Origin of the sequence: Priestia koreensis (assembly GCF_022646885.1) — a bacterium.
Taxonomy (GTDB): Bacteria; Bacillota; Bacilli; order Bacillales; family Bacillaceae_H; genus Bacillus_AG; species Bacillus_AG koreensis_A.
Window position 1 is genome coordinate 443,073 of record NZ_CP061868.1, and the last position, 21,512, is coordinate 464,584.

Consider the following 21,512-nt stretch of genomic DNA (forward strand, 5'->3'; position numbering starts at 1 on the left):
TAGGAACGGGTTATCCACAGTTTTTGCTATAAATTTACGTCTTTTCATGGTTTAGCAAGAGAACATTCTGCAAAGATGTTAAAATAGGAAGCATGAACTAATGAAGGTAAGAGGGGATTTAGCGTGAAAAATGATACAAACTCGTTCATTTCAGCCTCTGTAGAGCTTCAAGATAATCATATTCTTGAAAACTATGGGTTAAATGAGATTAACTTCGAGTCCATTAAAGATTATCGAGAAAAATTTGCGGCATCCAAGCCCCAGCATCCTTGGAACAACCTAGATACGAAAGAATTTTTATACAAGATTGGTGCATGGGGAAAGCAACGAAACACGAACGTAGAGGGGTTAACAGTTGCTGGTTTGCTAATGTTTAGTGAAGAGCGCATCATTACAGAAGTTTTACCACAATACTTTTTAGAATACCGACAAACATTGTCCAATATAGTAAAAGGCGAGTGGGAAAAGCGTTTTACATCACAAGATGGTACATGGTCTGGTAACGTGTATGACTTTTATTATAAGACAATGACTTATTTAGATGGATCTTTCGCTGCAGCTCCACAATCGCTCCCTCATTCGTTGCTTCATGAAGCGCTTATGAATGCAATTGTACATGCAGACTATACGGGGCAAAGTGGCATCGTAATTGAACGAGAAACTGAATACATTCAAATGACCAATCCAGGACTTCTACTTATTTCAGAGGAACAAGCTTTTACAACTAACATGAGTCACTTGCGAAATCCAACGTTATTTAAAATGTTTGTCTTACTCAATCTTTGTAAGCGAGCTGGTTCTGGTTTAAAATCAATTGCTACGGCAACCCAATCATTTAACAAAATGTTACCGACTCTACATCAGCATCCTGAATCAGAACAAACCATTTTATCAATTCATTTAGTGTCTTCTTCAGAAAGACATCAAATTGAAGAACAACCTATAAAAGAACAAAAAACGACTAATATAGGAGTTCGTGCGCCGGGAAATAATAAAAAAATAAACTCCTATACTAAAAATCAAAACTCATATAATAAGGAGTTAAACTCATATAATAACGATATAAAGTCATATAATAGTGATGAAAACTCCTTTAATAAAGAGGTTAACTACTATAATAAAAGAGATAAGTCCGATAATAATGTGGATGATATACCTGAAAAAAAATCTAATCGTGAAGAAATTCAGACAGAAGCGAGTGAGTCTGAGGAATTAATTGTAATTGCAAAAGTTGCTCGTGAAAGGAGACGACTTCCGCCAAAGCAAATGGAAGAGATTATCCTGCAGCTGTGCGAAAAAAAACCTCTTCGTTTAAAAGATCTATCAATGCTGTTGGAACGAATTCCAGATGGATTGCGAAACAACTATCTCAGCAAGCTCGTAAATGAGGGGAAATTACAATTAATGTACCCAGATCAGCCTAACCATCCAAAACAATCTTATATAACTGTGGATAAGTAACGGTTATTTTCCTATTTATCAACGGATTAATAGGTTATCCACAAGAATTGGCTTAATTTGCGCAAAAATCCGTTCGTAACATAGAATCGAACATAATTTCAGAATAATAATAGTTTCGACAAAAAACCCCCTCATTCGAGGGGGTTTTTCCTTCTTTAAAAGACTTTTGTTGTCCAGGATTCGCAGTTCCATGTTTCAGTTACGATATCACGGTAAAATTCAGGCTCATGGGAGATGAGTAAAACGGTCCCTTTATAGGCTTTAAGTGCACGTTTTAATTCTTCTTTTGCATCTACATCTAAATGGTTGGTAGGCTCGTCAAATACGAGAATATTTGTTTCTGTATTCATGAGCTTACACAAACGAACTTTGGCCTTTTCTCCACCGCTAAGAACTTCAACTTTGCTTTCGATGTGCTTTGTTGTTAGTCCGCATTTCGCGAGTGCGGCGCGTACTTCGTATTGTGTAAAGGAAGGGAATTCACTCCATACTTCTTCAATACACGTGTTGTGATTAGCTGTTTTTACCTCTTGCTCAAAATAGCCAATCTCTTGATAGTCACCGCGTTCTACTGTGCCTGATACGGGCTTAATTTCTCCTAAAATACTCTTTAGAAGAGTCGTTTTCCCAATTCCGTTCGCTCCTACTAAAGCAATTTTTTGTCCGCGCTCCATTTTTAAGTTTAACGGTCTTGATAACGGTTCGTTATAGCCGATCACTAAGTCTTTTGTTTGGAAGATTAGCTTACTTGCTGTGCGAGCTTCTTTAAAATTAAATTCTGGTTTTGGTCTTTCTTGTGCTAGTTCAATGATATCCATTTTATCAAGCTTCTTCTGTCTCGACATTGCCATGTTTCTCGTTGAAACACGAGCTTTGTTGCGGGCAACAAAATCTTTTAAGTCCGAGATTTCCTGTTGCTGCTTCTTATAAGCTGATTCTAACTGTTGTTTTTTCACCTCATATACCTTCATGAAGTCATCATAGTCGCCAACATAACGATTAAGCTCTTGATTTTCCATGTGATAAATCAAGTTAATGACGCTGTTTAAGAAGGGAATATCATGGGAAATTAATACAAAGGCATTCTCATATTCCTGTAGATAACGTTTTAGCCATTCGATATGCTGTTCATCAAGATAGTTGGTCGGCTCATCTAGTAATAAAATATCGGGTTTTTCAAGGAGCAGCTTAGCTAGTAGTACCTTCGTACGTTGTCCACCGCTTAAATCATGTACGTCGCGTTCTAAGCCGATATCATCTAGTCCTAAGCCGCGAGCAATTTCTTCAATCTTAGCATCAATTGTGTAGAAATCGTTATTCGTAAGCAGATCTTGAAGTGTTCCTACTTCTTCTAACAGGCCCTCTAGTTCTTCTGGAGATACGTCCGCCATCTTTCCATAGATGCCGTTCATTTCTTCTTCAAGATCAAACAAATATTGAAAAGCGGTACGTAATACGTCGCGAATACTTAAGCCGCGCTCTAACACTGCGTGCTGATCTAAATAACCAACACGTACTTTTTTTGACCATTCTACTTTTCCATCATCAGGCTCAAGCTTGCCCGTGATAATGTTCATAAACGTTGATTTTCCTTCACCGTTGGCACCAATTAATCCAATGTGCTCACCTTTTAATAATCGAAAGGAAACATCATTAAAAATTGCGCGGTCACCGAAACCGTGACTTAAGTTTTTTACTGTTAAAATACTCATGCTCTACACCTTTCTTTACTGCATACTTTATGTGAATAGATTGAAATGTCTTGTTTGAACGATAAAAACATTTTATCTCTTTAAAATTATAGCTAAATTGTCTCTGATATAAAAGAGAACAATTGTATCGTGTTGTGGAAGTTTGTGTTAAGGTGAATAAAATGATCTTTTACGATTAGTTCTTGTCTATTGTCGCTACGCGGTGAAAAGAAAGAGGAATCATATAGGATTTTGTAGAAATAATTAATCAAATACGTTTTATGAAGTATATACAAACCAGTAGAGGTGATTTTTTGAATAAACGGTCTGAGTACCTTACAGAGCTTTTGTTAAAAGGCAATGAAGAGAAGGCATGGGAACTAGTGCTCGATGAGCATGAACAGTTAAATGGCTGCTTAATGCTGTTTCAAGAGCTCATTTCACCAGCAATGGTTCGAATTGGTGACCTTTGGGAAACGGATGCCATTACGGTTGCTGACGAACATTTAGCGACGATGACATGTGACTACGTTTTATCACGTTATCAGCACATGCTGAAAAAAGAAAAAAAAGATCATGTATATGATGAACAGCCGAGAGCTTTATTTTTATGTATAGAAGATGAACAGCACTACCTCGGACTAAAAATGATCTCCATTATCTTTGAAGATTATGGATGGAACACAAAGTTTTTAGGCGCAAATTTGCCGTTGGAGTATGCGATGCTAGCTTCTGAGAAATGGGAGCCAGAAGTAATCGGTCTCTCATTTAGTATGGCGCACTATGCTCCTCGTCTTTCTGAATATGTTGAAAAGATGGAGGCACAGACTCATCAACCACAGGTGATGATAGGGGGGAGAATGATCGCCCAGTATCCTCATAACTATGAACATTGTTGCTCAAAAGATACGAAGTTAATTAGTACTCTTGGTCATTTATCTGATTGGTTAGCGAGTTATGAAGAGGGAGCGAAGTCGATTGTCAAACACTAGGCATTTACCTTTTCCGTATTTTAGGGTAAATCGCTTCCTAGAAATATTGGAGATATCAGATTGCACACGAGATATATTTACGACAACTCCAAACTTTTTAAATCTAGTCGATCGTGAAAGTAAGAAAAAAGCGCAGGAAAAGCTTTTTTCAAATGACAGAGTTGAAACAGAGTTAGTAATGAAAACTCATCGTTCTCCATTTGCTCTTTTTAAAGTGGCAATTAAATGGGTTGATAATGAAGGGTACATTACGTGTATCGAGCAAGATGAGCATATTAAGCTTCTTACTGAACAAGTACAGCAGCACAGAAAGCGATTAGCTGAAACGGATCTTGAATTGTTTCTTAAAAAAGAAGAAGTCGAGAATTCATTAAAAAAGATCGTTCAGCTTTCTGGTCCACTTATTAACCTTTCGAAAGAAGTGGCATTAATTCCATTGTTTGGAACACTAAACGAAGAATTAATTTCATATAACCGAAGTAGGCTGGTGAATTCACTCTACAATAGCTCGATTGAGAAGATCATTATTGATTTTCAAGCAATTGGAAAAGTAGAGGCAGAGGGAATTTCTCACTTATCTCGTCTCATCGGAGACTTCAAACTAATGGGGACAGACTGTTATTTAACAGGAGTGAATCCTGTACATGCGGTTGCGCTTCATAAGTATAATGCAGGAATTGAGATACCGGCAGACTATATTAGCAACTTAAAAGAAGCTATTGAAAAGTTTTTTCCAGTGTGTTGATATAGAAACAAAAAAGAGACGGTGCGTCTCTTTTTTTGTGTTTTTTTATAAGAATCTCAGTAATCTGATTGAGAAACACCGAAAAAGAAAACGCTTTCATTATGTGGAGTTTTTACATATGATAAGGAGGTAGAGAGATCATTTTTAGAGACAAGAGGGGATATTATGAAACATGGGACGAGAAAAATAGAAACAGAGGTCATTCATAGTGGATATAATGTAGATCACCATCTAGGAAGTCTTTCAATGCCAATTTTCCAAACGTCTACTTTTACGTTTCGCAATGCGGAGCAGGGTGAGATGCGTTTTAAAGGAGAAGAAGAGGGATACGTCTACTCACGATTAGGCAACCCAACGGTTCGATCATTGGAAGAAAAAATGGCGATCATGGAAGCTGGAGAAGCGGCGCTTGCGTTTAGTTCAGGTATGGCGGCCGTATCAGCAACACTGATTTCATTAACAAAAGCAAACGATCATATTATTTGTTCACAGGGTATTTATGGCTGTACGTTTGGTCTTTTACAGCTAATGGAGGAGAAATACAACATTACACATGATTTTTGTGCAATGGAAACGGAGGAGCAGCTACGCGCCCTTATCAAGCCTGAAACAGCTTGTATTTACGTGGAGACACCGATTAACCCTACGATGAAACTCGTGGATTTATCGCTTGTCGTAAAAGTTGCAAACGAATATGGATTACAGGTAGTAGTCGACAACACGTTTTCTTCACCTTATCTTCAGCAGCCACTTGTATTAGGATGTGATATCGTTCTTCATAGCGCCACCAAATATATTTGCGGACACGGTGATGTGATTGCCGGTGTCGTGGTTGGAAAGAAAGATTTTATTGAGAATATGGCAATGACGACACAAAAGGATATTGGAGGAGTACTTGCACCTTTTGATGCGTGGTTATTACTTCGAGGATTAAAAACGCTGCCTGTACGTATGGACCGTCATTGCGAAAATGCAGAGCGTCTTTTTCAAAAGCTCAATATGCATCCATCTGTAGAGCGCGTGTATTATCCAGGAAACGTTCAGCATCCAGATTATCCGATCATGGCGAAGCAAATGAAAAAGGGTGGAGGTCTTATTTCATTTGAAATCAAGGGAAGCAAACAAGATGCACAGCGTGTTCTAAATGCTTTGGATCTCGTTAAGATTGCCGTAAGCTTAGGAGACGCTGAAACGTTAATTCAGCATCCTGCCACGATGACGCATTCTGTCATTCCAGCACAAGAGCGAGTAGAGATGGGGATTACAGATCAGCTTATTCGTCTTTCTGTAGGATTAGAAGCATGGGAGGATATTTGGGAAGATTTATCTCAGGCATTGGATACGATTTTATAAAGAAAGAAGAAGCCCGCTATTTTGCTTAGCGGGCTTCTTTTGCGATGTTATTTAACGAGTGAGCGCGTTCGTTTACTTCCTCTACATACGCACTAATTTCTTGGAAAGAGGCGGTAATCTCTTCAACGGATGCTGCAATTTCTTCGACGTTAATGTCATTATCTTTATGAGTATTCCGAAGAGTAGACATAGCACCGCTCACCATTTCGCCTTTTTGATCAAGCACATTCATGTTCGATGTGAACGATTGGAGCTTGTCGTTCATTTGCTTCTGTAGTGTGATGAGTTGGTCATATGATGAAACAGATTCATGAATGGTATCTACACTGTGATTAACGATGTGATCCGTTTGCTTAAAGGACGTAATGACTTGGTCTTTTGTTGTGACAATATCGTTCAACAACTCTTGAATATTGTGAGCAGATGCTGAGGATTCATCAGCGAGCTTCCTAATTTCATCTGCTACAACAGCAAAGCCGCGACCGTGCTCGCCGGCTCTTGCCGCTTCAATCGCAGCGTTTAAAGCCAACAGATTTGTTTGCCCAGCGATGGTATTAATCCCTGTCAAAAAGACCGTAATTTGACTCATTTTTTCTTCTAGTTGCTGTACCGCATAGATGGAACGATCGGAAGCTTCTTTTATCTCCTTCATCTCTTGCACAGAAGTAAGCAGAGACTGCTTATTTTCCCCTGCTAGATCAGCGATAACCGTCGTATCTGTATTCATCACTACCGATTGTTTAGATGTGTCATCAAGATAATGAGCAATGTCATTCATTTGTTGTTCCGTCTGTTCAATTAGCGATAAAAAGAAGCCGCTTTGCTCGCGAAGATTCTGTACAGCCGCATTAATTTGATTAATTCCGAGCTGTGAATCTTGAATATTATGATTCAACTCATAGACATTTTTACTTAACGTGCTGGACGATTCCGTTGTGGTTGCTAGAACCTCTGTTACGTGCTGAGTTAGTTCTTCGCTATGCACGAGCATATCGCTTGAGCGTTTCGTGCTGTTTACAAGTAAAAAGCCGATAAATAGAAATTGAATGGTAAAGTAAATCGCTGTTAAGATCGATCGATTCATGCTTGTTTCAATCACCATTTTATCTGCAAACCAGTAGTGCATAAACTGAGATAGGATTAATAGTGGAACGGTTATGATTAACACGTTACGTATAATTTTTACATCTGTATACAGCATCGCAATGCCAATAGGAACGAGCCATACAAAAGGAACATTTACCCATGAATCAGTGTGTAAAAGAAAAGCAAAAAGGAGTAAAGAGCTAATGCTAATGACTTTAAAGTGCTGCTTTTCCTTTGATGCCTTGTAGTAAAGGACAGGAATCAAAAACAAGACAAAGAACAATTGATAGCTAATGCCCAATACAGATATTTTGGGCATTCCATACAACACGATTTGAAGAATATCATTCACAATCATTACGATCGTGGCAATACTAAATACTCGATAAAGCACTTTATTAACATCTGCCTCATTTCTATGACGCAAAGTACTTTCCATAAATCGTTCATCTCCTAGGTTTTAATGGTTCTATTTTACTATAAAAAGTATAATTATCGACATTTTTTTACAAAAATACCTTTTTATATAATAAGATGGATGGATAGGCCTTTGAAGGGAGACCCATCATATGAATATACGTAAACGTAAATTTCTTATTGCTGTAGCCATAGTCATCTCGCTGACTGTTGGTATCTTATTTGTTTTACCTCCTATTCTCTATCATATTTCGCAACCTAGAGCTCTGCATTCATCCAACAAGGAGCTAGTTCATTATGTAGAAGACTATGAATCTTCTCAAAACAGATTTATTTCCTATGAATCCGTCTTTAAGAAAAGATGGACAAATACTAAGCTAGAAGCAATTCCACTGCAAGGAATTCCTAATGCTAATATCGACATCATTAAAGCAGATTCCAATAAGACGCCTAAAAATCTTATTTTTCTAACGGCGGGTATGCACGGTATTGAAGGATATGCAGGGTCTGCTATGTTAGATGTAATTGAAAAAGAATACTTGTCCAAAATGAATCCGGATGATACGGGAATTATTATGGTTCACTGTGCCAATCCATGGGGAATGAAGAATAAGCGGCGATACAATGAAAGTAACGTTGATTTAAATCGTAACTTTATCTACGACTGGTCACATTTTGATAAAAATACAAACCGAGATTATGCTAAATGGAAGTCGTTTCTTCAGCCAACGGGGGCGCTTGGAAATCTTTCTTTGCATGAGGGAGGCTTTTATGGAAGTCTTGTGACAGGAATAGCGACCAAAGGGACAGACTCGTTACGTAAGGCTCTGCTAACAGGGCAATACACACAACCAAAAGGAGTTTACTATGGAGGTACGAAGGATGAGGCTAGCACGACGATTTTGAAGCAGCTCTATAACGACATTCTTTCGAGTAATTATGAAAATATTGTTCACATTGATTTACACACGGGCTATGGTCCACGATATCAAATGAGTATTTTTAGTTCCATAAATGAAACGATGACTGAAAAAGAAGCACAACAAGCGTTTCATTATCCGCTTGTTTTAACTCCATCATCGGACGATTACTATGTCACCAATGGAGATAATACGGAATATTTCTATAAGCTACAGCAGGATAAATATCCTGCTAAGCAGCTGTATACGACAACATTCGAATTCGGAACGATGGGAACGGATACGCTAGGGTCCGTGCAATCGGCTAAACATACGGTGGATGAAAATCGTCTGTTCTGGTACGGTTCATCAAGTAAGTGGACGAGAGATACGGTACACAATCGGTATGTGGAAATGTTTTATCCGCATGAGGAAAAATGGCGTCTAAAGGCGATTCATGATTTCAAACAAGCGTTTGAAGGCGTATTGTACTATAAGGACATTATGGAAAAAAGCTGAGAGTAGTTTCTCAGCTTTTTTTGATGGTACCGTTTTCTTCCAACACATAAGGTTTGAAGGCGAAGAGACAAGGTTAAATTAGTAAAGTACATTCATGCACTACTGAATTAAAAAGTGTTTACATAAAACAATATCTCTAAGTTGTTCAATGGAGGAAAGGGGAACAAAATGCTTGATTCACTGCTTTTTCATCTTATGCTAATAGGTGCACTAGGCATCGGTTCACAGTGGCTAGCATGGCGGTTTCATCTTCCGGCAATTGTTATTATGTCTGTTGCTGGGTTGCTGGCTGGGCCAGCTTTTGGGCTTATTAACCCAAAAGAAGATTTTGATACGCTGTTTAAGCCAATTATTTCAATGGCAGTTGCAATTATTTTATTCGAAGGAAGCTTGAACCTTGATGTTCGCGAAATTCGAGGAATAGGAGGACCGATTCTTCGAATTATCTCCATTGGAGCCGTGCTAGCGTGGATCTTTGGGTCTATTGCGGCCCATTTGGTTGCAGACTTGTCGTGGGCAGTGTCATTCGTTATTGGCGGCCTCTTTATCGTAACGGGTCCTACTGTAATTATTCCTCTGTTAAGACAGGCTAAACTAAAACCGAAGCCCGCGAAAATATTGAAGTGGGAAGGAATTATCGTCGATCCGTTTGGCGCGGTTCTGGCGGTATTCGCATATGAATTTATCAAAATTCTAACTGAAAAAACCGGAAGTGCAATGGATTTAGTTTGGTTCATTCTAGCCTCTTTGCTAGCCGTATTAATTGGCTGGTTAGTAGGACGAGGAATCGGCTGGATGTTTGAAAAGGGATACGTTCCTGAGTTTCTGAAAGCGCCGATCGTGTTCGCGGCCGTATTAGCCACATTTGTGCTAACTGATGAAATTGGGCACGAAACAGGTTTACTTGCCGTGACGGCCATCGGTGTTACGCTTGCAAATATGCACATTGCATCGATTAACGATATGCGTCATTTTAAAGAAAACATTTCAGTCTTACTTATTTCCGGTATTTTTATTATGCTCACAGCGTCACTTAGCGTAGATACGCTCGCGAAAATATTAGACTGGCGCATTATCGTATTCGTTTTATTAATGCTATTCGTAGTACGACCACTTTCAATCTTTCTTTCGACAATAAAAAGTGATTTGAGTACAAAGGAAAAGATTTTAGTCGGATGGATTGCACCGCGTGGGATTGTCGCCTTAACCGTGTCAGGTTATTTTGCTGGCGTGTTGACAGATGCAGGATTTAAAGACGCATCTATTTTGACATCTTTAACGTTTGCTCTCGTATTTGCTACGGTATGCGTCCACGGTTTTTCTATAGGCTGGATCGCGAAGAAGCTAGACCTTGCGCTCAGTGAAACGCCAGGGGTTCTGCTTGTTGGAGGAAATGCATTCACGACAGAGCTAGCCAAGGTATTAAAGGAGCTAAAAGTGCCTGTGCTTCTAACAGATGCTTCGTGGTATCGACTGTTATCTGCACGAAAATATGAGTTGCCTGTATTCAGAGGGGAAATTTTATCAAGTCATACCGAATATGAAATTGATATGACGCCCTATGACTACATGCTGACGATGACGGAAATCGACGCATATAACGCGCTAGTATGTACAACCTTCATTCCAGAATACGGTCGAAATAACGTCTTCCAGCTGAGCTTAAATAAGCAAAAAGAAGAAGGGTTAGATGAAATTGTCCATACTGTCGGCGGTAGATTATTATTTAAAGAAGGAATCACGTGGGAATATTTAAACGATAAAATCGAAGAAGGTTACGTTATTCGCCAAACGAGTATTACCGAAAAATATTCATTTGAGCAGTTTAAGGAAGAACGTAATGAAGATACGCTCTATTTATTTGTCTTTACGAAGTCCAAAGAGCTTCATTTTTTCGCTGAGGGAACAGATGTTGATGTAAGCGATGGTGATACGTTAGTGAGCCTTGGACCTGCGTTCAATCATTATGAAGAAAAGAAAACAACGAACTAAAAGCTGGTAAAAGCCAGCTTTTTCTTTTGCATCGGTGTATGATGAAGGAACAACGGTGTGAAAGGAACGTGGAGCGATGCATATTCAACATATACTAGTGACGGGAAGATTGAAAAACCAAATAAAGCAGGAAATGGAGGGACGTCATTTACCACAGACGTTCCGCTTTTTAGATGAACAAGAGGTAACGTCAGCTGATTTTCTTTGGGCAGATGCCTATGTAAATTTTTATCCAATCCCTCAATTTCAATGGGGAAATCTCCGCTGGGTTCACTCACTAGGAGCCGGCGTTGATCGTTTCATCGGTCTAAAAGAATGGAAAAATGACGTAGTATTGACCAGAACGATTTGTTCGTTTGGTCAAAAGATTAGTGAGTATTGCTTGAGCTATATTTTACAGGATTTACAGCATCACCATTTATTTCAGAAACAGCAGGAGGCTTCCGAATGGACCCCTGTTACACCTAAAACCCTTTCAAGTCAACGCGTGGTGATCTATGGTACGGGAGAGATCGGCCAGGAAGTTGCTCGCGTGTTTTCGCAGCTTGGAACAGAGGTGATAGGGGTGTCATTAAGTGGTCAAAAGAAAGCTCATTTTAAACACGTATACAAAATATCAGAGCGCAGTGACTTTCTGCGAGAAACAGATTGGGTCATTAGCACGCTTCCGCTTACAGAGCAGACCTATCAAATTTTTAATCACCAATTCTTTCAGAGCCTTTCTAGTGCTGGATTTATTAACGTTGGTCGGGGGGCTACTGTAGCAGAAGAAGGCTTGCTTTGGGCGTTAGAACAGCAGTTTTTACGAAAGGCTGTACTAGATGTGTTTGAAGAAGAACCGTTATCAGAGGGATCTCCGCTTTGGAAAGATGAACGTGTGACGGTTACTCCACATATTTCGGCAGTCACATCCCCTGAAGAAGGAATTGCTTGCTTTTTAGATACATTAGAGAAAATGAACGCCAATCAGCCTCTACATAATGAAGTGGATCTTCAAAAAGGATACTGATTTGCTAACCGTTTGTGTGATCTTGCATTATTTCGGTGAGCCGTCGTATTTTTAGCATTTTCTTGCTAGTAGAAGGGACGAAGTGAACAGATAGTTTTAAAAAGTGCTTTAAAGTGTTAAACTATGTGTGTCGATGAGATGAGAAGCTGTGAATGAAACAGCTTCTTTTTTCTTGTGTCAGAAGTGAAAGGACGTGAGGTATTGGAAAAACAAGATCAATGGGCGTCTAAGCTAGGCTTCATCCTAGCCACTGCAGGGTCTGCGATCGGTCTTGGTGCGATATGGAAGTTCCCATACGTAGCAGGTACAGGAGGCGGCGGTGCATTCTTATTGCTCTTTTTAATTTTTACATTTTTACTAGGCTATCCGCTTTTAGTTGGTGAATTTACGATTGGTCGTCATGCTCAAAGTGATGCCATTCGAACATATAAAAAGCTTGCTCCTCATACATGGTGGCATGTAACGGGACGAATTGGAGTGCTAGTTAGTTTTCTTGTTCTTTCGTTTTACAGTGTAGTAGGCGGATGGATTCTTTTATATTTAATTCAAGCCTTATCAGGAAACTTATCAGGCCTTTCGCAAGCGGAATATGGGACTCTTTTTTCTGATATTATTGCTAATCCTGCTCAGACGATTATTGCGCAATTTGTCTTCATCTTATTAACGATTCTTGTTGTAGCAAAAGGCATTCAGCAAGGGATTGAAAAAGTCAGCAAAATTATGATGCCTATTTTGTTTATTTTATTTATTTTGCTAGTTGTCCGCTCCTTAATGCTTCCTGGTGCAGGGGAAGGAGTTCGTTTCTTATTCGTTCCGGATTTCGCGAAGCTAACGTCACAAACCGTTTTGTATGCACTTGGCCAGGCGTTCTTTACGCTTACACTAGGGGTTTCGGTGATGGTTACATATAGCTCGTATTTGCCGAAAACACAAAACATCCCGAAATCTGCACTTTCAATTACGCTACTAAATACGTTTATTACGCTTTTAGCAGGACTTGCGATTTTCCCAGGAGCCTTTACGTTCAACATTCAGCCAACGGCAGGACCACCGTTAATTTTTGTCGTGCTTCCAGCGGTATTTGAAAACGTACCATTTGGCTCAGTGATCTTTATCGCCTTTTTGCTTCTGTTGTTATTTGCAGCGCTAACGTCCGCTTTTTCAATGATTGAAATTATCGTGGCAACGGTGATTAAAGATCAGGACCAAAAACGGGCGAAAATGACGTGGTTGATTGGAATCGCCATTTTCATCGTTGGAATTCCGTCATGCTTATCGTACGGCGTACTTTCAGACTTCAAAGTGTTTGACAAAACGATTTTTGATTTGGTTGATTTTATTACAAGTAACGTGCTCATGCCAATCGGGGCACTTCTTATCTCACTATTTATCTCAATAAAAGTGAAACGAAGCACGTTGATCGCTGAATTACAAGAGGGATCAAACATCAAGCAGGGATTTTTTAACGTTTGGTTTTTCCTCCTACGATTTGTTACACCTATTGCGATCATTCTCGTGCTGCTCGATTCCTTAGGCGTTTTTAATCGCTTCAAATAAATACGTATAAAAACGAACTTGTGAATTTTACCAGCATTCGCAAGTTCGTTTTATTTTTAAAATGACTCCCATTTTTGTCATAATAGGAAGGAATAGAAAATGTAGATCGTTAACAATACTTAATGTATAGAAGGAACGATATGGATATGCAGGAGGTCAAGTTGTATACAAAAGACGAATTAATTAGAGAAGCCACTACATTCATTGAGGAGTGCTATCAAGAGCTTGAAAAACCATTTAGTGATGCAAAAGAGCGCATTGATGAAATAAAGAAGGAAATTGAGCAAACGGGAACATACGAACATACGTTTGAAGAAATAGAGCACGGTGCGAAAATGGCATGGCGCAACAGCAATCGCTGTATTGGTCGTCTGTTTTGGAATACGCTTCATGTGTTTGATGAACGAAAGCAGAACAGCATTGAAGGCGTGAAAGAAGCATTGTATCGCCATATTGATTATGCTTCCAATGAAGGCCGAATCAGACCAACCATTACGATCTTTCAGCCAGAAAAAGAAGGCAAGCATCCTGTACGCATCTGGAATCATCAGCTTATTCGATACGCTGGCTATGAGAGTGAGCACGGAATTATTGGCGACGAAGCATCCATTCCCTTTACAAAGGTGTGCGAAGAGCTAGGCTGGGAAGGAAATAAAACGCATTTTGATGTGTTGCCACTCGTAATTGAAGTAGATGGTGAAACGAAATGGTTTGATGTACCGTCGGAGAAAATAATAGAAGTACCGATTACACATGAAGAGATCCCAGGATTTTCAGATTTAAATCTGAAATGGTACGGAGTCCCAATGATTTCTGACATGAAGCTTGAAATTGGGGGAATTGTGTATCCAGCTGCACCGTTTAACGGGTGGTACATGGGAACAGAGATTGGAGCGCGTAATTTAGCAGATGAAAATCGTTACAATCTTCTTCCGAAGGTTGCGTCCTTAATGGGTCTTAATACGACTAAGGCATCTACCCTTTGGCAGGATAAGGCGCTTGTTGAATTAAACGTTGCCGTACTACAATCCTTCAAGCAACACGGTGTAAGCATTGTCGACCATCATACGGCCGCTCAGCAGTTTAAGCGGTTTGAACAAAATGAAGACAATGAAGGGCGTGATGTGACAGGGGATTGGACGTGGCTAATTCCACCTGTTTCACCAGCGACAACGCATATTTTTCATAAGTCGTATAACAATCAGATTCTTAACCCAAATTATTATTATCAAGATAAGCCTTATTAAAAAAAGAAAGCATAGACTGCTTTCTTTTTTTCTATTCGGCTTCCGCCTGTTCGCGGTGCTGAACGATTTTATCTGTATTTTCTACTCCCCATTTCAACATAAGTTGAATAATCGGAGTAAGTGTTCGTCCAAAATCAGTGAGCGAGTATTCCACTTTTGGGGGAACCTGCTTGTATACTTCGCGATGGATAATGCCGTCTTTCTCAAGTTCACGTAGTTGAAGCGTCAACATACGTTGCGTTACTCCTGGAACAAGGCGTTTTAATTCGTTAAATCGTAGCTCTTGGTACGTTAAATGATAAAGAATAACGCTTTTCCATTTGCCACCGATAATATCAAGCGTTGCTTCAACAGGACATGAGTAGCCGTGAGAATCCCAGTTAGAAATATCAATTCTTGTCTCCATGCTGACGTCCTCCTTTAGTATAAAAAATGATACTATACCACAAAAATGTGCGTACTTTTATTTTTTGTGATTACTTTTATAATATAACGTATAAGGTTAAAAAAACAATTATTCATTTATAAACACAGCATAGAAGGAGAGATTATCATGAGTAAAGAAGCAAAAAAACAAGAGATTTTAGAGGCATATCAATTTAGACATGCAGCAAAAGAATTCGATCCAGAAAAGAAAATTTCGGATGAAGATTTTGAATTCATTTTGGAAACGGGTAGACTATCTCCAAGTTCATTTGGATTTGAACCTTGGCGTTTTGTAGTCATTCAAAACCCAGAACTTCGCGAGCAATTAAAACCAGTTTCATGGGGAGCACAAAAACAGCTTCCAACAGCAAGTCACTACGTTGTGATGCTTGCACGCACAGCAGAGGATATGGTCCACAACTCAGACTATATTGAGCATATGAAAAAAGACGTAAAACAACTGCCAGAAGAAGCGTATAAAGCAACAAGCAGCTTCTACAAAACATTTTTAGAGTCTGATTTCAAACTACTTGGGAACGACCGCGCAATGTTCGACTGGGCTGCGAAACAAGTGTATATTGCACTAGGAAATATGATGACAGCGGCAGCTCAAATCGGAATCGACTCTTGTCCGATTGAAGGATTCGATCAAGAAAAAGTACATGACATTCTAGAACAAGCAGGCGTCTTAGAAGGTGGAAACTTTGAAGTAGCAGTAATGGCTGCATTCGGTTACCGCGTTCGCGATCCACGTCCGAAAGTACGTCAGGATATGAATGACGTTGTTAAATGGATTAAATAACATGAAAAAGTCACCTGATCGTCAGAGACCGCTGAAAAAGTCCTTAAAGGGTTGCGTTCATAACGGAGTCGGTTGATTTCCACTCCAGGTTGCTTCGCTTTCCGCGGGGCGTGCGGTGAGCCTCCTCGCTGCTTTGCGGGGTCTCACCTGTCACGCTAATCCCGCAGGAGTCTCGCACCTTCCGTTCCAAACAACCTAGAGCGACTGCATCAGGTAGAACGGCCAAGTTTCCATTTTGAAAGGAACTTGGCCGTTTTTTGCTTTAAAATAAAGAAAAACAAGGGAAGAAGAATGAAGAAAAAGCTGGATCCATTCCGAAGAAAGGAATGGATCCAGCTTTTTTATCTTGCGTTCTACTGATCATCTAAAAAATCCGAAGTTTTTCAGTGGCCTCGATCGTCAGGTGACTTTTTTATTGAATGCCAAAGTTGAATTGACTACGTCCTATTAATTGGTCATGATCTTTCCATGAAAATTCTAGCGCATAGTTGTTTCCAATCGTATCGTCTGTAATCACTAGTTGAAAGACGCCAGAAACATCTTGTTTCTCTCGGGAAACGATGGTTTCGCGGTCTGAACTTTTACTTTTCAACAAATAAACTTCGGTAGGCTGAGGTTCTAGTTCACTCCAATCTACTTGTAACGTATCACCATAATTGTCTTTGTCAAGTGGAGAGGGATAGTTTTTCATAACAGAAGGATTACTTTCACAATCATTCCAGCAGAGAGCTAAATACATAGAAGGAAAATGACTGAAGGAAGTGCCATCTTTTTTAAGTACTTTTTGCATGGGAAGAGCCGTTGTTCCGAAATCAGGAAGAGAATAAATTTCCTGTGGAACGGGTTGGTCCTTTTTCTCTTCTAACGGTGGTGGTGGAGGTTTTGATACGGATTCTTCCTCATTACTGCAACCGCTTAACAAAATACCAACGGATAATAATGCAACAATCCATTTTTTCATCTTCATCCAGTTCCCCTTTATTAATCATTTTCTATATTTTACCATAATTAAGGTAGGTATATTATCCTAGAAGTAGTGCGTTAAATGTGATATATTGTAAAATAATGGCTGTATTTAGCTTTTGATGAACGTTACTTCTGTGATAGACGATTATTTCTGTTTATGTATGGAGAGGGAAAAATGAATATAAGAGAAGAAATGAAATGTGAACATATACAATCGATTATTAATTTTTTGCAAGAGCACCTTCAAGATGCAGTTTCATACGACTCGAGGAAAGATCCGTTATGTATTGCGTTGGAGTATAGGTGTCAGCCTATTTTAAAGGATTTATTCAGCAAGAATTATCACCTTTTATGTAGAAGAGAAAAACAAATCGTATTTTTGCATGATGCAGCACGCTATCGTCATTTTGACTATTTGATTAAGCTACTAGAAGATATTCCTTATAAAGATAGCGAACTTAGCGATGTTCTTTACGATACGGTTTCGCAAAGTGATCTGTACATTGTTAAAGCGTTACTTGATGCAGGTGCTGATTTTTCAAAGAGCAATTTCTATCCACTTACCGCGTCAATTGAGGCAGGTAATTCAGACGTTTCGCTGTTTTTAATTCACGAGCTAAACGACGTTTATTTTTGGGATGAGCTCGGTTCTTCTTTATTGCACCACGTTTCTTCTATTGCACACGATGAGAAGCTTTTACAATACTTGCTGTACCGTGGATTGGACGTGAACGGACAAAACAACTATGGCAAAACACCCCTCATGCTTTCCCTTCTTAGCGTTGAATTAGATCCTGAAAATTTGTTTTTTGAGTTTGGAGTTACATTGTTACAATCGGGAGCGAATCCTAACATTCAAGATCAGCATGGTTACACAGTCTTAATGTTCGCTTGCATGTTCAATGAGCACCTATCGTATGGCAATGCTTATTTGGTTGACTACATGAAAATGCTCATTGAAAAAGGAGCAGATATTTCTCTCCAAAATTCGCAAGGGAAATCTGCACTTGATATTGCGAGAGATTATCAGTTTGAGGAAGCAATCGAACTGTTGGAGGGACAGACACTACGTTTGCTATAAGAGAAATTCCTTTTGCTCTTTTGAAGAGTTAAATACGAGATAATGTTTAATGGTCGTCCGTTCCGAAATGAATGGACTTTTTTTGTAGAAGTGAAGGAGGAACCCACTAGAACACGACAATCAACAGATAGAATCGTTATAATGTTGTCAACACAATGAACGAAAATAGGAGGGGATGTTGCGTGAAGGTAGATGTAGCGATTGTAGGTGCTGGAATGGCTGGTGTCATGGCTGCGTCCGTAGTACAGCAAGCAGGAAAAGACGTCTTGCTCATTGATAAGGGGAAAAGTGTTGGGGGACGAATGGCGACTAGAAGAGTTGAACAAGGCAAAGTCGATCATGGTGCTCAATTTTTCACGGTTCGTACAGAGGATTTTCAGCGCCATGTTGATCAATGGGTAGTGAATGGACAGGTCAAAGAGTGGTTTGGCGATCCATATAAGCGATACTGCGGGACAGACGGTATGAACGGTCTTATTAAATATCTAGCAAAAGATGTGGAAAAGAAGCTCAATACGCGTATCGTTCAAATCTCAAAGGAGACGGATGGCTGGCTTTTATATGACGAACAAGGTGAAATTGCTCAAGCCAACAATGTCATTTTTACGCCACCCGCTCCGCAAATCATAGACATCTTGAAAGACAGCAGGGAAGGAAATGATCTGGTTCCAAAGCTTCAGGATATTACATTTAACCCGTGCTTTGTTGCTATATTGAAGCTTCATGAACCGATTAATCTATCAGATTCAGGCCATCTTGATGAATATTTGCCAGACGGAATGGAGCGAATGGTTGATCATCAAGCGAAAGGGATCTCTTCTCTTCCTACTGTTAGCATCTACATGGAAGGAACCTGGTCTAAGAAGCATTATGAAGAGAACGATGATACGGTTCTACAGCTCATTTTGGAAAAAGCATCGACTTATATTCATAAAGACGACATTGAGGTGAAACAATTAAAAAGGTGGCGCTATGCGGAAGCAAAGACAACGCTTAAGAGTCCCTTTATAAATCAAGACTCTCTTTACGTTGCAGGAGATGCATTTTTACATGAAGACGATCCAGCAGGAAGAACGAGAGTAGAATCTGCTTTCTTATCTGGAATAGCCGTTGGTAATGCGGTACTAAATAAAGCGTAATGAGGTGATCACATGGAGAAAAAGGGATGGATTATGAAGCAGACATGGAATAAGCTTTTATTTCTGCATTGGCCTGTTACACCCGAATTTATCAAACCATTCCTGCCTTCTCAATTAGAGGTGGACACTTTCGACGGAAAAGCATGGATTGCGATTGTTCCATTTGAAATGGACCATATTCGCTTTCGAGGCTTACCGTCTGTTCCACATGCATCGAGGCTGTGGGAATTAAACGTCCGCACGTACGTAACCTACAAAGGGAAGCCTGGCGTTTATTTCTTCAGCTTGGACGCCAATCACCCTCTAGCAGTATCTGTGGCACGAAACATTTTTAACTTGCCTTACTACCGTGCCACGATGAAAGGTCATGTGCACGGAGAGGAGATTTCCTTATCTTCTACGCGAACCCATCGTAACGTTCGGCATGCGGCATTAACCATTCGCTACAAGCCAATAGGCCCTCCTGAAACAAGTCAAAGGGGCGAACTAGCTTATTTTTTGACGGAGCGCTACTGCTTGTATATTGTCAAAAAAGGAAAAGTGTATCGAGGAGATATTTTTCACGATCACTGGCCTCTTCAAAAGGCAGAATGTGAAATTTATCAGGATACACTCTCCACCCCTTACGGACGACCCGCTAATTCTGCTGAATGGACGCTCCACTATGCAGATAAGGTTCAAACATATATTTATCCGTTTCGTTATGTTGGGCGGTGAGACAATCCTCACCGCTTTTCGTTAGGAAGATAAATCAGTTGGCGAATTTTTCGTGCTATTTTTTTGTGATAAAGTCCATAGACTGTGAATGAAAAATCCACATGCTAAGATGAAGGAAAGTACAGTCCATATCGTAATGCCGATTCCAATTGATTCATAGGCACCATCGTAGTAATTAGTTGCGGCTGTGTTCACATTCATGACCATTATGGCGGCAGTTATATGCTTAGTGGCGTACAAAAAAGCAGAAATGCTAGTAAAAAAAAGTCCTAACTTCGTACTAATCCTCATGATTTTTTCCTCCTTTTTTGATTCAAATGATATGTGGTTTATTTTACCATATAAAAATAATGAACAAAGATAGTTGCCAGATTAATAGAATGGTGCTATTCTTGATTGTGTAAACGGTTACATAACAGGAGGGGAGAAAATTGGCGACAATAAGAGATGTAGCAAAAGCTGCCGGTGTATCAGTTGCGACAGTTTCGCGCGTATTAAATGATACAGGGTATGTCCATCAAGATACGAGAAAACGCGTCGCAAAAGCTATCAAGGAACTAAATTATAGCCCAAATGAAGTTGCACGCTCTCTCTATAAGCGTGAATCTCGCCTCATTGGTCTGTTATTGCCGGATATTACAAATCCTTTCTTTCCAGAATTGGCAAGGGGAGTTGAAGATGAAGTTCATCGACAGGGCTTTCGCGTCATTCTAGGAAACAGCGATGAGAACGAACAAAAAGAGTTAGATTACATTCATACATTTTCAAAAAATAATATTGTAGGCATTATCTCAGCAACGAACAATCCGATTCAAAAAAACTACGGAGACTTACATATTCCTGTTGTATTTCTTGATCGGGTGTCGGATAAACATCTCTCCGTTTATGCGGACGGTGTCCAAGGGGGTTGCTTAGCTGCAACAGAAATGATTGCGCGAGGAAGTAAAAATATCGTGATCATTCAAGGTCCACCATCGCTTCGACCAGCGCAGGACCGCTTCCGAGGCGCAATGCAGGTTCTTCAAAGCGAGAATGTGGACGTTCAAGTTGTGCAAACGAATTCCTTTGCCTTTGCAGATGCTCAAAAATGGGCAAACGAACTGTTTCACCTTTATCCTGAAACAGATGGCGTGATAGCGAGTAATGATATTGTAGCTACAGCTGTATTGCACGAGGCGCTTCGAAGAGGAAAGAAAATTCCAGATGATCTTCAAATTATCGGATTTGATGATATTCCTCAAAGTAAGCTGCTGTTCCCGCCGCTCTCAACGATTAGACAGCCCGCTTATGATATGGGAACAGAAGCAGCAAATTTACTTATTAAACTAATTAAAAAAGAGCAGGTAGACGAACGGAATATTCAGCTACCCGTTACCTTTATAGAGCGAGAAACAACAAGAAAGGTTGATTAAC

The 21,512-nt window shown here is 39.7% G+C and carries 19 protein-coding genes; 14 read left to right on the plus strand and 5 right to left on the minus strand.

The features are described from left to right. Window positions 1-123 precede the first annotated feature (123 nt). Entirely contained in the window at window positions 124-1,461 is a 1,338-nt protein-coding gene (locus IE339_RS02240) for an ATP-binding protein (RefSeq protein ID WP_242173207.1), read from the plus strand. Window positions 1,462-1,616: 155 nt separating this feature from the next. On the opposite strand, the gene IE339_RS02245 is transcribed toward IE339_RS02240, so the two are convergent. Next, window positions 1,617-3,173, minus strand: coding sequence for an ABC-F family ATP-binding cassette domain-containing protein (locus tag IE339_RS02245; RefSeq protein ID WP_242173209.1), 1,557 nt, complete (start codon window positions 3,171-3,173; stop codon window positions 1,617-1,619). Window positions 3,174-3,466: 293 nt separating this feature from the next. Here IE339_RS02245 and IE339_RS02250 point away from each other — a divergent pair, with 293 nt between their 5' ends. From IE339_RS02250 to megL, 3 genes are all read left to right on the plus strand, one after another. Beyond that, entirely contained in the window at window positions 3,467-4,144 is a 678-nt protein-coding gene (locus tag IE339_RS02250) for a cobalamin B12-binding domain-containing protein (protein WP_242173211.1), read from the plus strand. Beyond that, window positions 4,131-4,889, plus strand: coding sequence for an STAS domain-containing protein (locus IE339_RS02255; protein ID WP_053403094.1), 759 nt, complete (start codon window positions 4,131-4,133; stop codon window positions 4,887-4,889). The genes IE339_RS02250 and IE339_RS02255 overlap by 14 nt, the downstream gene beginning before the upstream one ends. Window positions 4,890-5,054: 165 nt before the next feature. Further along, complete coding sequence (megL, locus tag IE339_RS02260; RefSeq protein WP_242173213.1) at window positions 5,055-6,242, plus strand: methionine gamma-lyase; 1,188 nt, start codon at window positions 5,055-5,057, stop codon at window positions 6,240-6,242. A gap of 25 nt (window positions 6,243-6,267) precedes the next feature. Here the strand turns inward: megL and IE339_RS02265 are convergent, their stop codons facing one another. After that, window positions 6,268-7,767: a methyl-accepting chemotaxis protein gene (locus IE339_RS02265; RefSeq protein WP_242173215.1), complete on the minus strand. Its 1,500-nt coding sequence runs from the start codon at window positions 7,765-7,767 to the stop codon at window positions 6,268-6,270. A 130-nt stretch (window positions 7,768-7,897) separates the two neighbouring features. Between IE339_RS02265 and IE339_RS02270 the strand changes: the two genes are divergently transcribed. The 5 genes from IE339_RS02270 (at window position 7,898) to IE339_RS02290 (ending at window position 14,968) form a co-directional block, all read left to right on the plus strand. Further along, window positions 7,898-9,163, plus strand: coding sequence for a M14 family metallopeptidase (locus tag IE339_RS02270; protein ID WP_242173217.1), 1,266 nt, complete (start codon window positions 7,898-7,900; stop codon window positions 9,161-9,163). A gap of 168 nt (window positions 9,164-9,331) precedes the next feature. Next, complete coding sequence (locus IE339_RS02275) at window positions 9,332-11,155, plus strand: cation:proton antiporter (RefSeq protein ID WP_242173219.1); 1,824 nt, start codon at window positions 9,332-9,334, stop codon at window positions 11,153-11,155. A gap of 76 nt (window positions 11,156-11,231) precedes the next feature. Beyond that, window positions 11,232-12,164, plus strand: a complete 933-nt coding sequence (locus tag IE339_RS02280; RefSeq protein ID WP_242173221.1) for a D-2-hydroxyacid dehydrogenase — start codon at window positions 11,232-11,234, stop codon at window positions 12,162-12,164. A gap of 201 nt (window positions 12,165-12,365) precedes the next feature. Continuing rightward, window positions 12,366-13,721 (plus strand): sodium-dependent transporter, encoded by a 1,356-nt coding sequence (locus IE339_RS02285; protein ID WP_242173222.1) that lies wholly within the window; start codon window positions 12,366-12,368, stop codon window positions 13,719-13,721. 161 nt (window positions 13,722-13,882) lie between these two features. After that, on the plus strand, window positions 13,883-14,968 hold the full coding sequence (locus tag IE339_RS02290) for a nitric oxide synthase oxygenase (protein WP_242173224.1): 1,086 nt from the start codon (window positions 13,883-13,885) through the stop codon (window positions 14,966-14,968). 31 nt (window positions 14,969-14,999) lie between these two features. Here the strand turns inward: IE339_RS02290 and IE339_RS02295 are convergent, their stop codons facing one another. Beyond that, window positions 15,000-15,374, minus strand: coding sequence for a winged helix-turn-helix transcriptional regulator (locus IE339_RS02295; protein ID WP_053403088.1), 375 nt, complete (start codon window positions 15,372-15,374; stop codon window positions 15,000-15,002). Window positions 15,375-15,521: 147 nt separating this feature from the next. Here IE339_RS02295 and IE339_RS02300 point away from each other — a divergent pair, with 147 nt between their 5' ends. After that, on the plus strand, window positions 15,522-16,196 hold the full coding sequence (locus tag IE339_RS02300; RefSeq protein ID WP_242173226.1) for an NAD(P)H-dependent oxidoreductase: 675 nt from the start codon (window positions 15,522-15,524) through the stop codon (window positions 16,194-16,196). Window positions 16,197-16,608: 412 nt separating this feature from the next. Here the strand turns inward: IE339_RS02300 and IE339_RS02305 are convergent, their stop codons facing one another. Then, on the minus strand, window positions 16,609-17,163 hold the full coding sequence (locus tag IE339_RS02305) for a hypothetical protein (RefSeq protein ID WP_242173228.1): 555 nt from the start codon (window positions 17,161-17,163) through the stop codon (window positions 16,609-16,611). Window positions 17,164-17,337: 174 nt separating this feature from the next. Here IE339_RS02305 and IE339_RS02310 point away from each other — a divergent pair, with 174 nt between their 5' ends. The 3 genes from IE339_RS02310 to IE339_RS02320 all read left to right on the plus strand — a co-directional run bounded on the left by IE339_RS02310 (window position 17,338) and on the right by IE339_RS02320 (window position 20,099). Continuing rightward, window positions 17,338-18,243, plus strand: a complete 906-nt coding sequence (locus IE339_RS02310; RefSeq protein WP_242173230.1) for an ankyrin repeat domain-containing protein — start codon at window positions 17,338-17,340, stop codon at window positions 18,241-18,243. A 182-nt stretch (window positions 18,244-18,425) separates the two neighbouring features. Further along, the gene (locus tag IE339_RS02315; RefSeq protein ID WP_242173232.1) at window positions 18,426-19,382 is read left to right on the plus strand and encodes an NAD(P)/FAD-dependent oxidoreductase; all 957 of its coding nucleotides are present in this window, start codon (window positions 18,426-18,428) and stop codon (window positions 19,380-19,382) included. Window positions 19,383-19,394: 12 nt separating this feature from the next. After that, window positions 19,395-20,099 (plus strand): YqjF family protein, encoded by a 705-nt coding sequence (locus IE339_RS02320; RefSeq protein WP_242173234.1) that lies wholly within the window; start codon window positions 19,395-19,397, stop codon window positions 20,097-20,099. A gap of 21 nt (window positions 20,100-20,120) precedes the next feature. Here IE339_RS02320 and IE339_RS02325 read toward each other — a convergent pair whose 3' ends face one another. Then, complete coding sequence (locus tag IE339_RS02325) at window positions 20,121-20,390, minus strand: hypothetical protein (protein ID WP_242173236.1); 270 nt, start codon at window positions 20,388-20,390, stop codon at window positions 20,121-20,123. 140 nt (window positions 20,391-20,530) lie between these two features. On the opposite strand from IE339_RS02325, the gene IE339_RS02330 reads away from it, so the two are divergent. Beyond that, window positions 20,531-21,511 (plus strand): LacI family DNA-binding transcriptional regulator, encoded by a 981-nt coding sequence (locus IE339_RS02330; RefSeq protein WP_242173238.1) that lies wholly within the window; start codon window positions 20,531-20,533, stop codon window positions 21,509-21,511. Window position 21,512: the final 1 nt, after the last annotated feature.

What these genes read in the sequence shown, in the direction of transcription:
- IE339_RS02245 (WP_242173209.1), bottom strand. Translation starts at nt 3,173, where the DNA reads ATGAGTATTTTAACAGTAAAAAACTTAAGTCACGGTTTCGGTGACCGC.
- megL (WP_242173213.1), top strand. Translation starts at nt 5,055, where the DNA reads ATGAAACATGGGACGAGAAAAATAGAAACAGAGGTCATTCATAGTGGA.
- IE339_RS02265 (WP_242173215.1), bottom strand. Translation starts at nt 7,767, where the DNA reads ATGGAAAGTACTTTGCGTCATAGAAATGAGGCAGATGTTAATAAAGTG.
- IE339_RS02270 (WP_242173217.1), top strand. Translation starts at nt 7,898, where the DNA reads ATGAATATACGTAAACGTAAATTTCTTATTGCTGTAGCCATAGTCATC.
- IE339_RS02275 (WP_242173219.1), top strand. Translation starts at nt 9,332, where the DNA reads ATGCTTGATTCACTGCTTTTTCATCTTATGCTAATAGGTGCACTAGGC.
- IE339_RS02280 (WP_242173221.1), top strand. Translation starts at nt 11,232, where the DNA reads ATGCATATTCAACATATACTAGTGACGGGAAGATTGAAAAACCAAATA.
- IE339_RS02295 (WP_053403088.1), bottom strand. Translation starts at nt 15,374, where the DNA reads ATGGAGACAAGAATTGATATTTCTAACTGGGATTCTCACGGCTACTCA.
- IE339_RS02300 (WP_242173226.1), top strand. Translation starts at nt 15,522, where the DNA reads ATGAGTAAAGAAGCAAAAAAACAAGAGATTTTAGAGGCATATCAATTT.
- IE339_RS02305 (WP_242173228.1), bottom strand. Translation starts at nt 17,163, where the DNA reads ATGAAGATGAAAAAATGGATTGTTGCATTATTATCCGTTGGTATTTTG.
- IE339_RS02310 (WP_242173230.1), top strand. Translation starts at nt 17,338, where the DNA reads ATGAATATAAGAGAAGAAATGAAATGTGAACATATACAATCGATTATT.
- IE339_RS02320 (WP_242173234.1), top strand. Translation starts at nt 19,395, where the DNA reads ATGGAGAAAAAGGGATGGATTATGAAGCAGACATGGAATAAGCTTTTA.
- IE339_RS02325 (WP_242173236.1), bottom strand. Translation starts at nt 20,390, where the DNA reads ATGAGGATTAGTACGAAGTTAGGACTTTTTTTTACTAGCATTTCTGCT.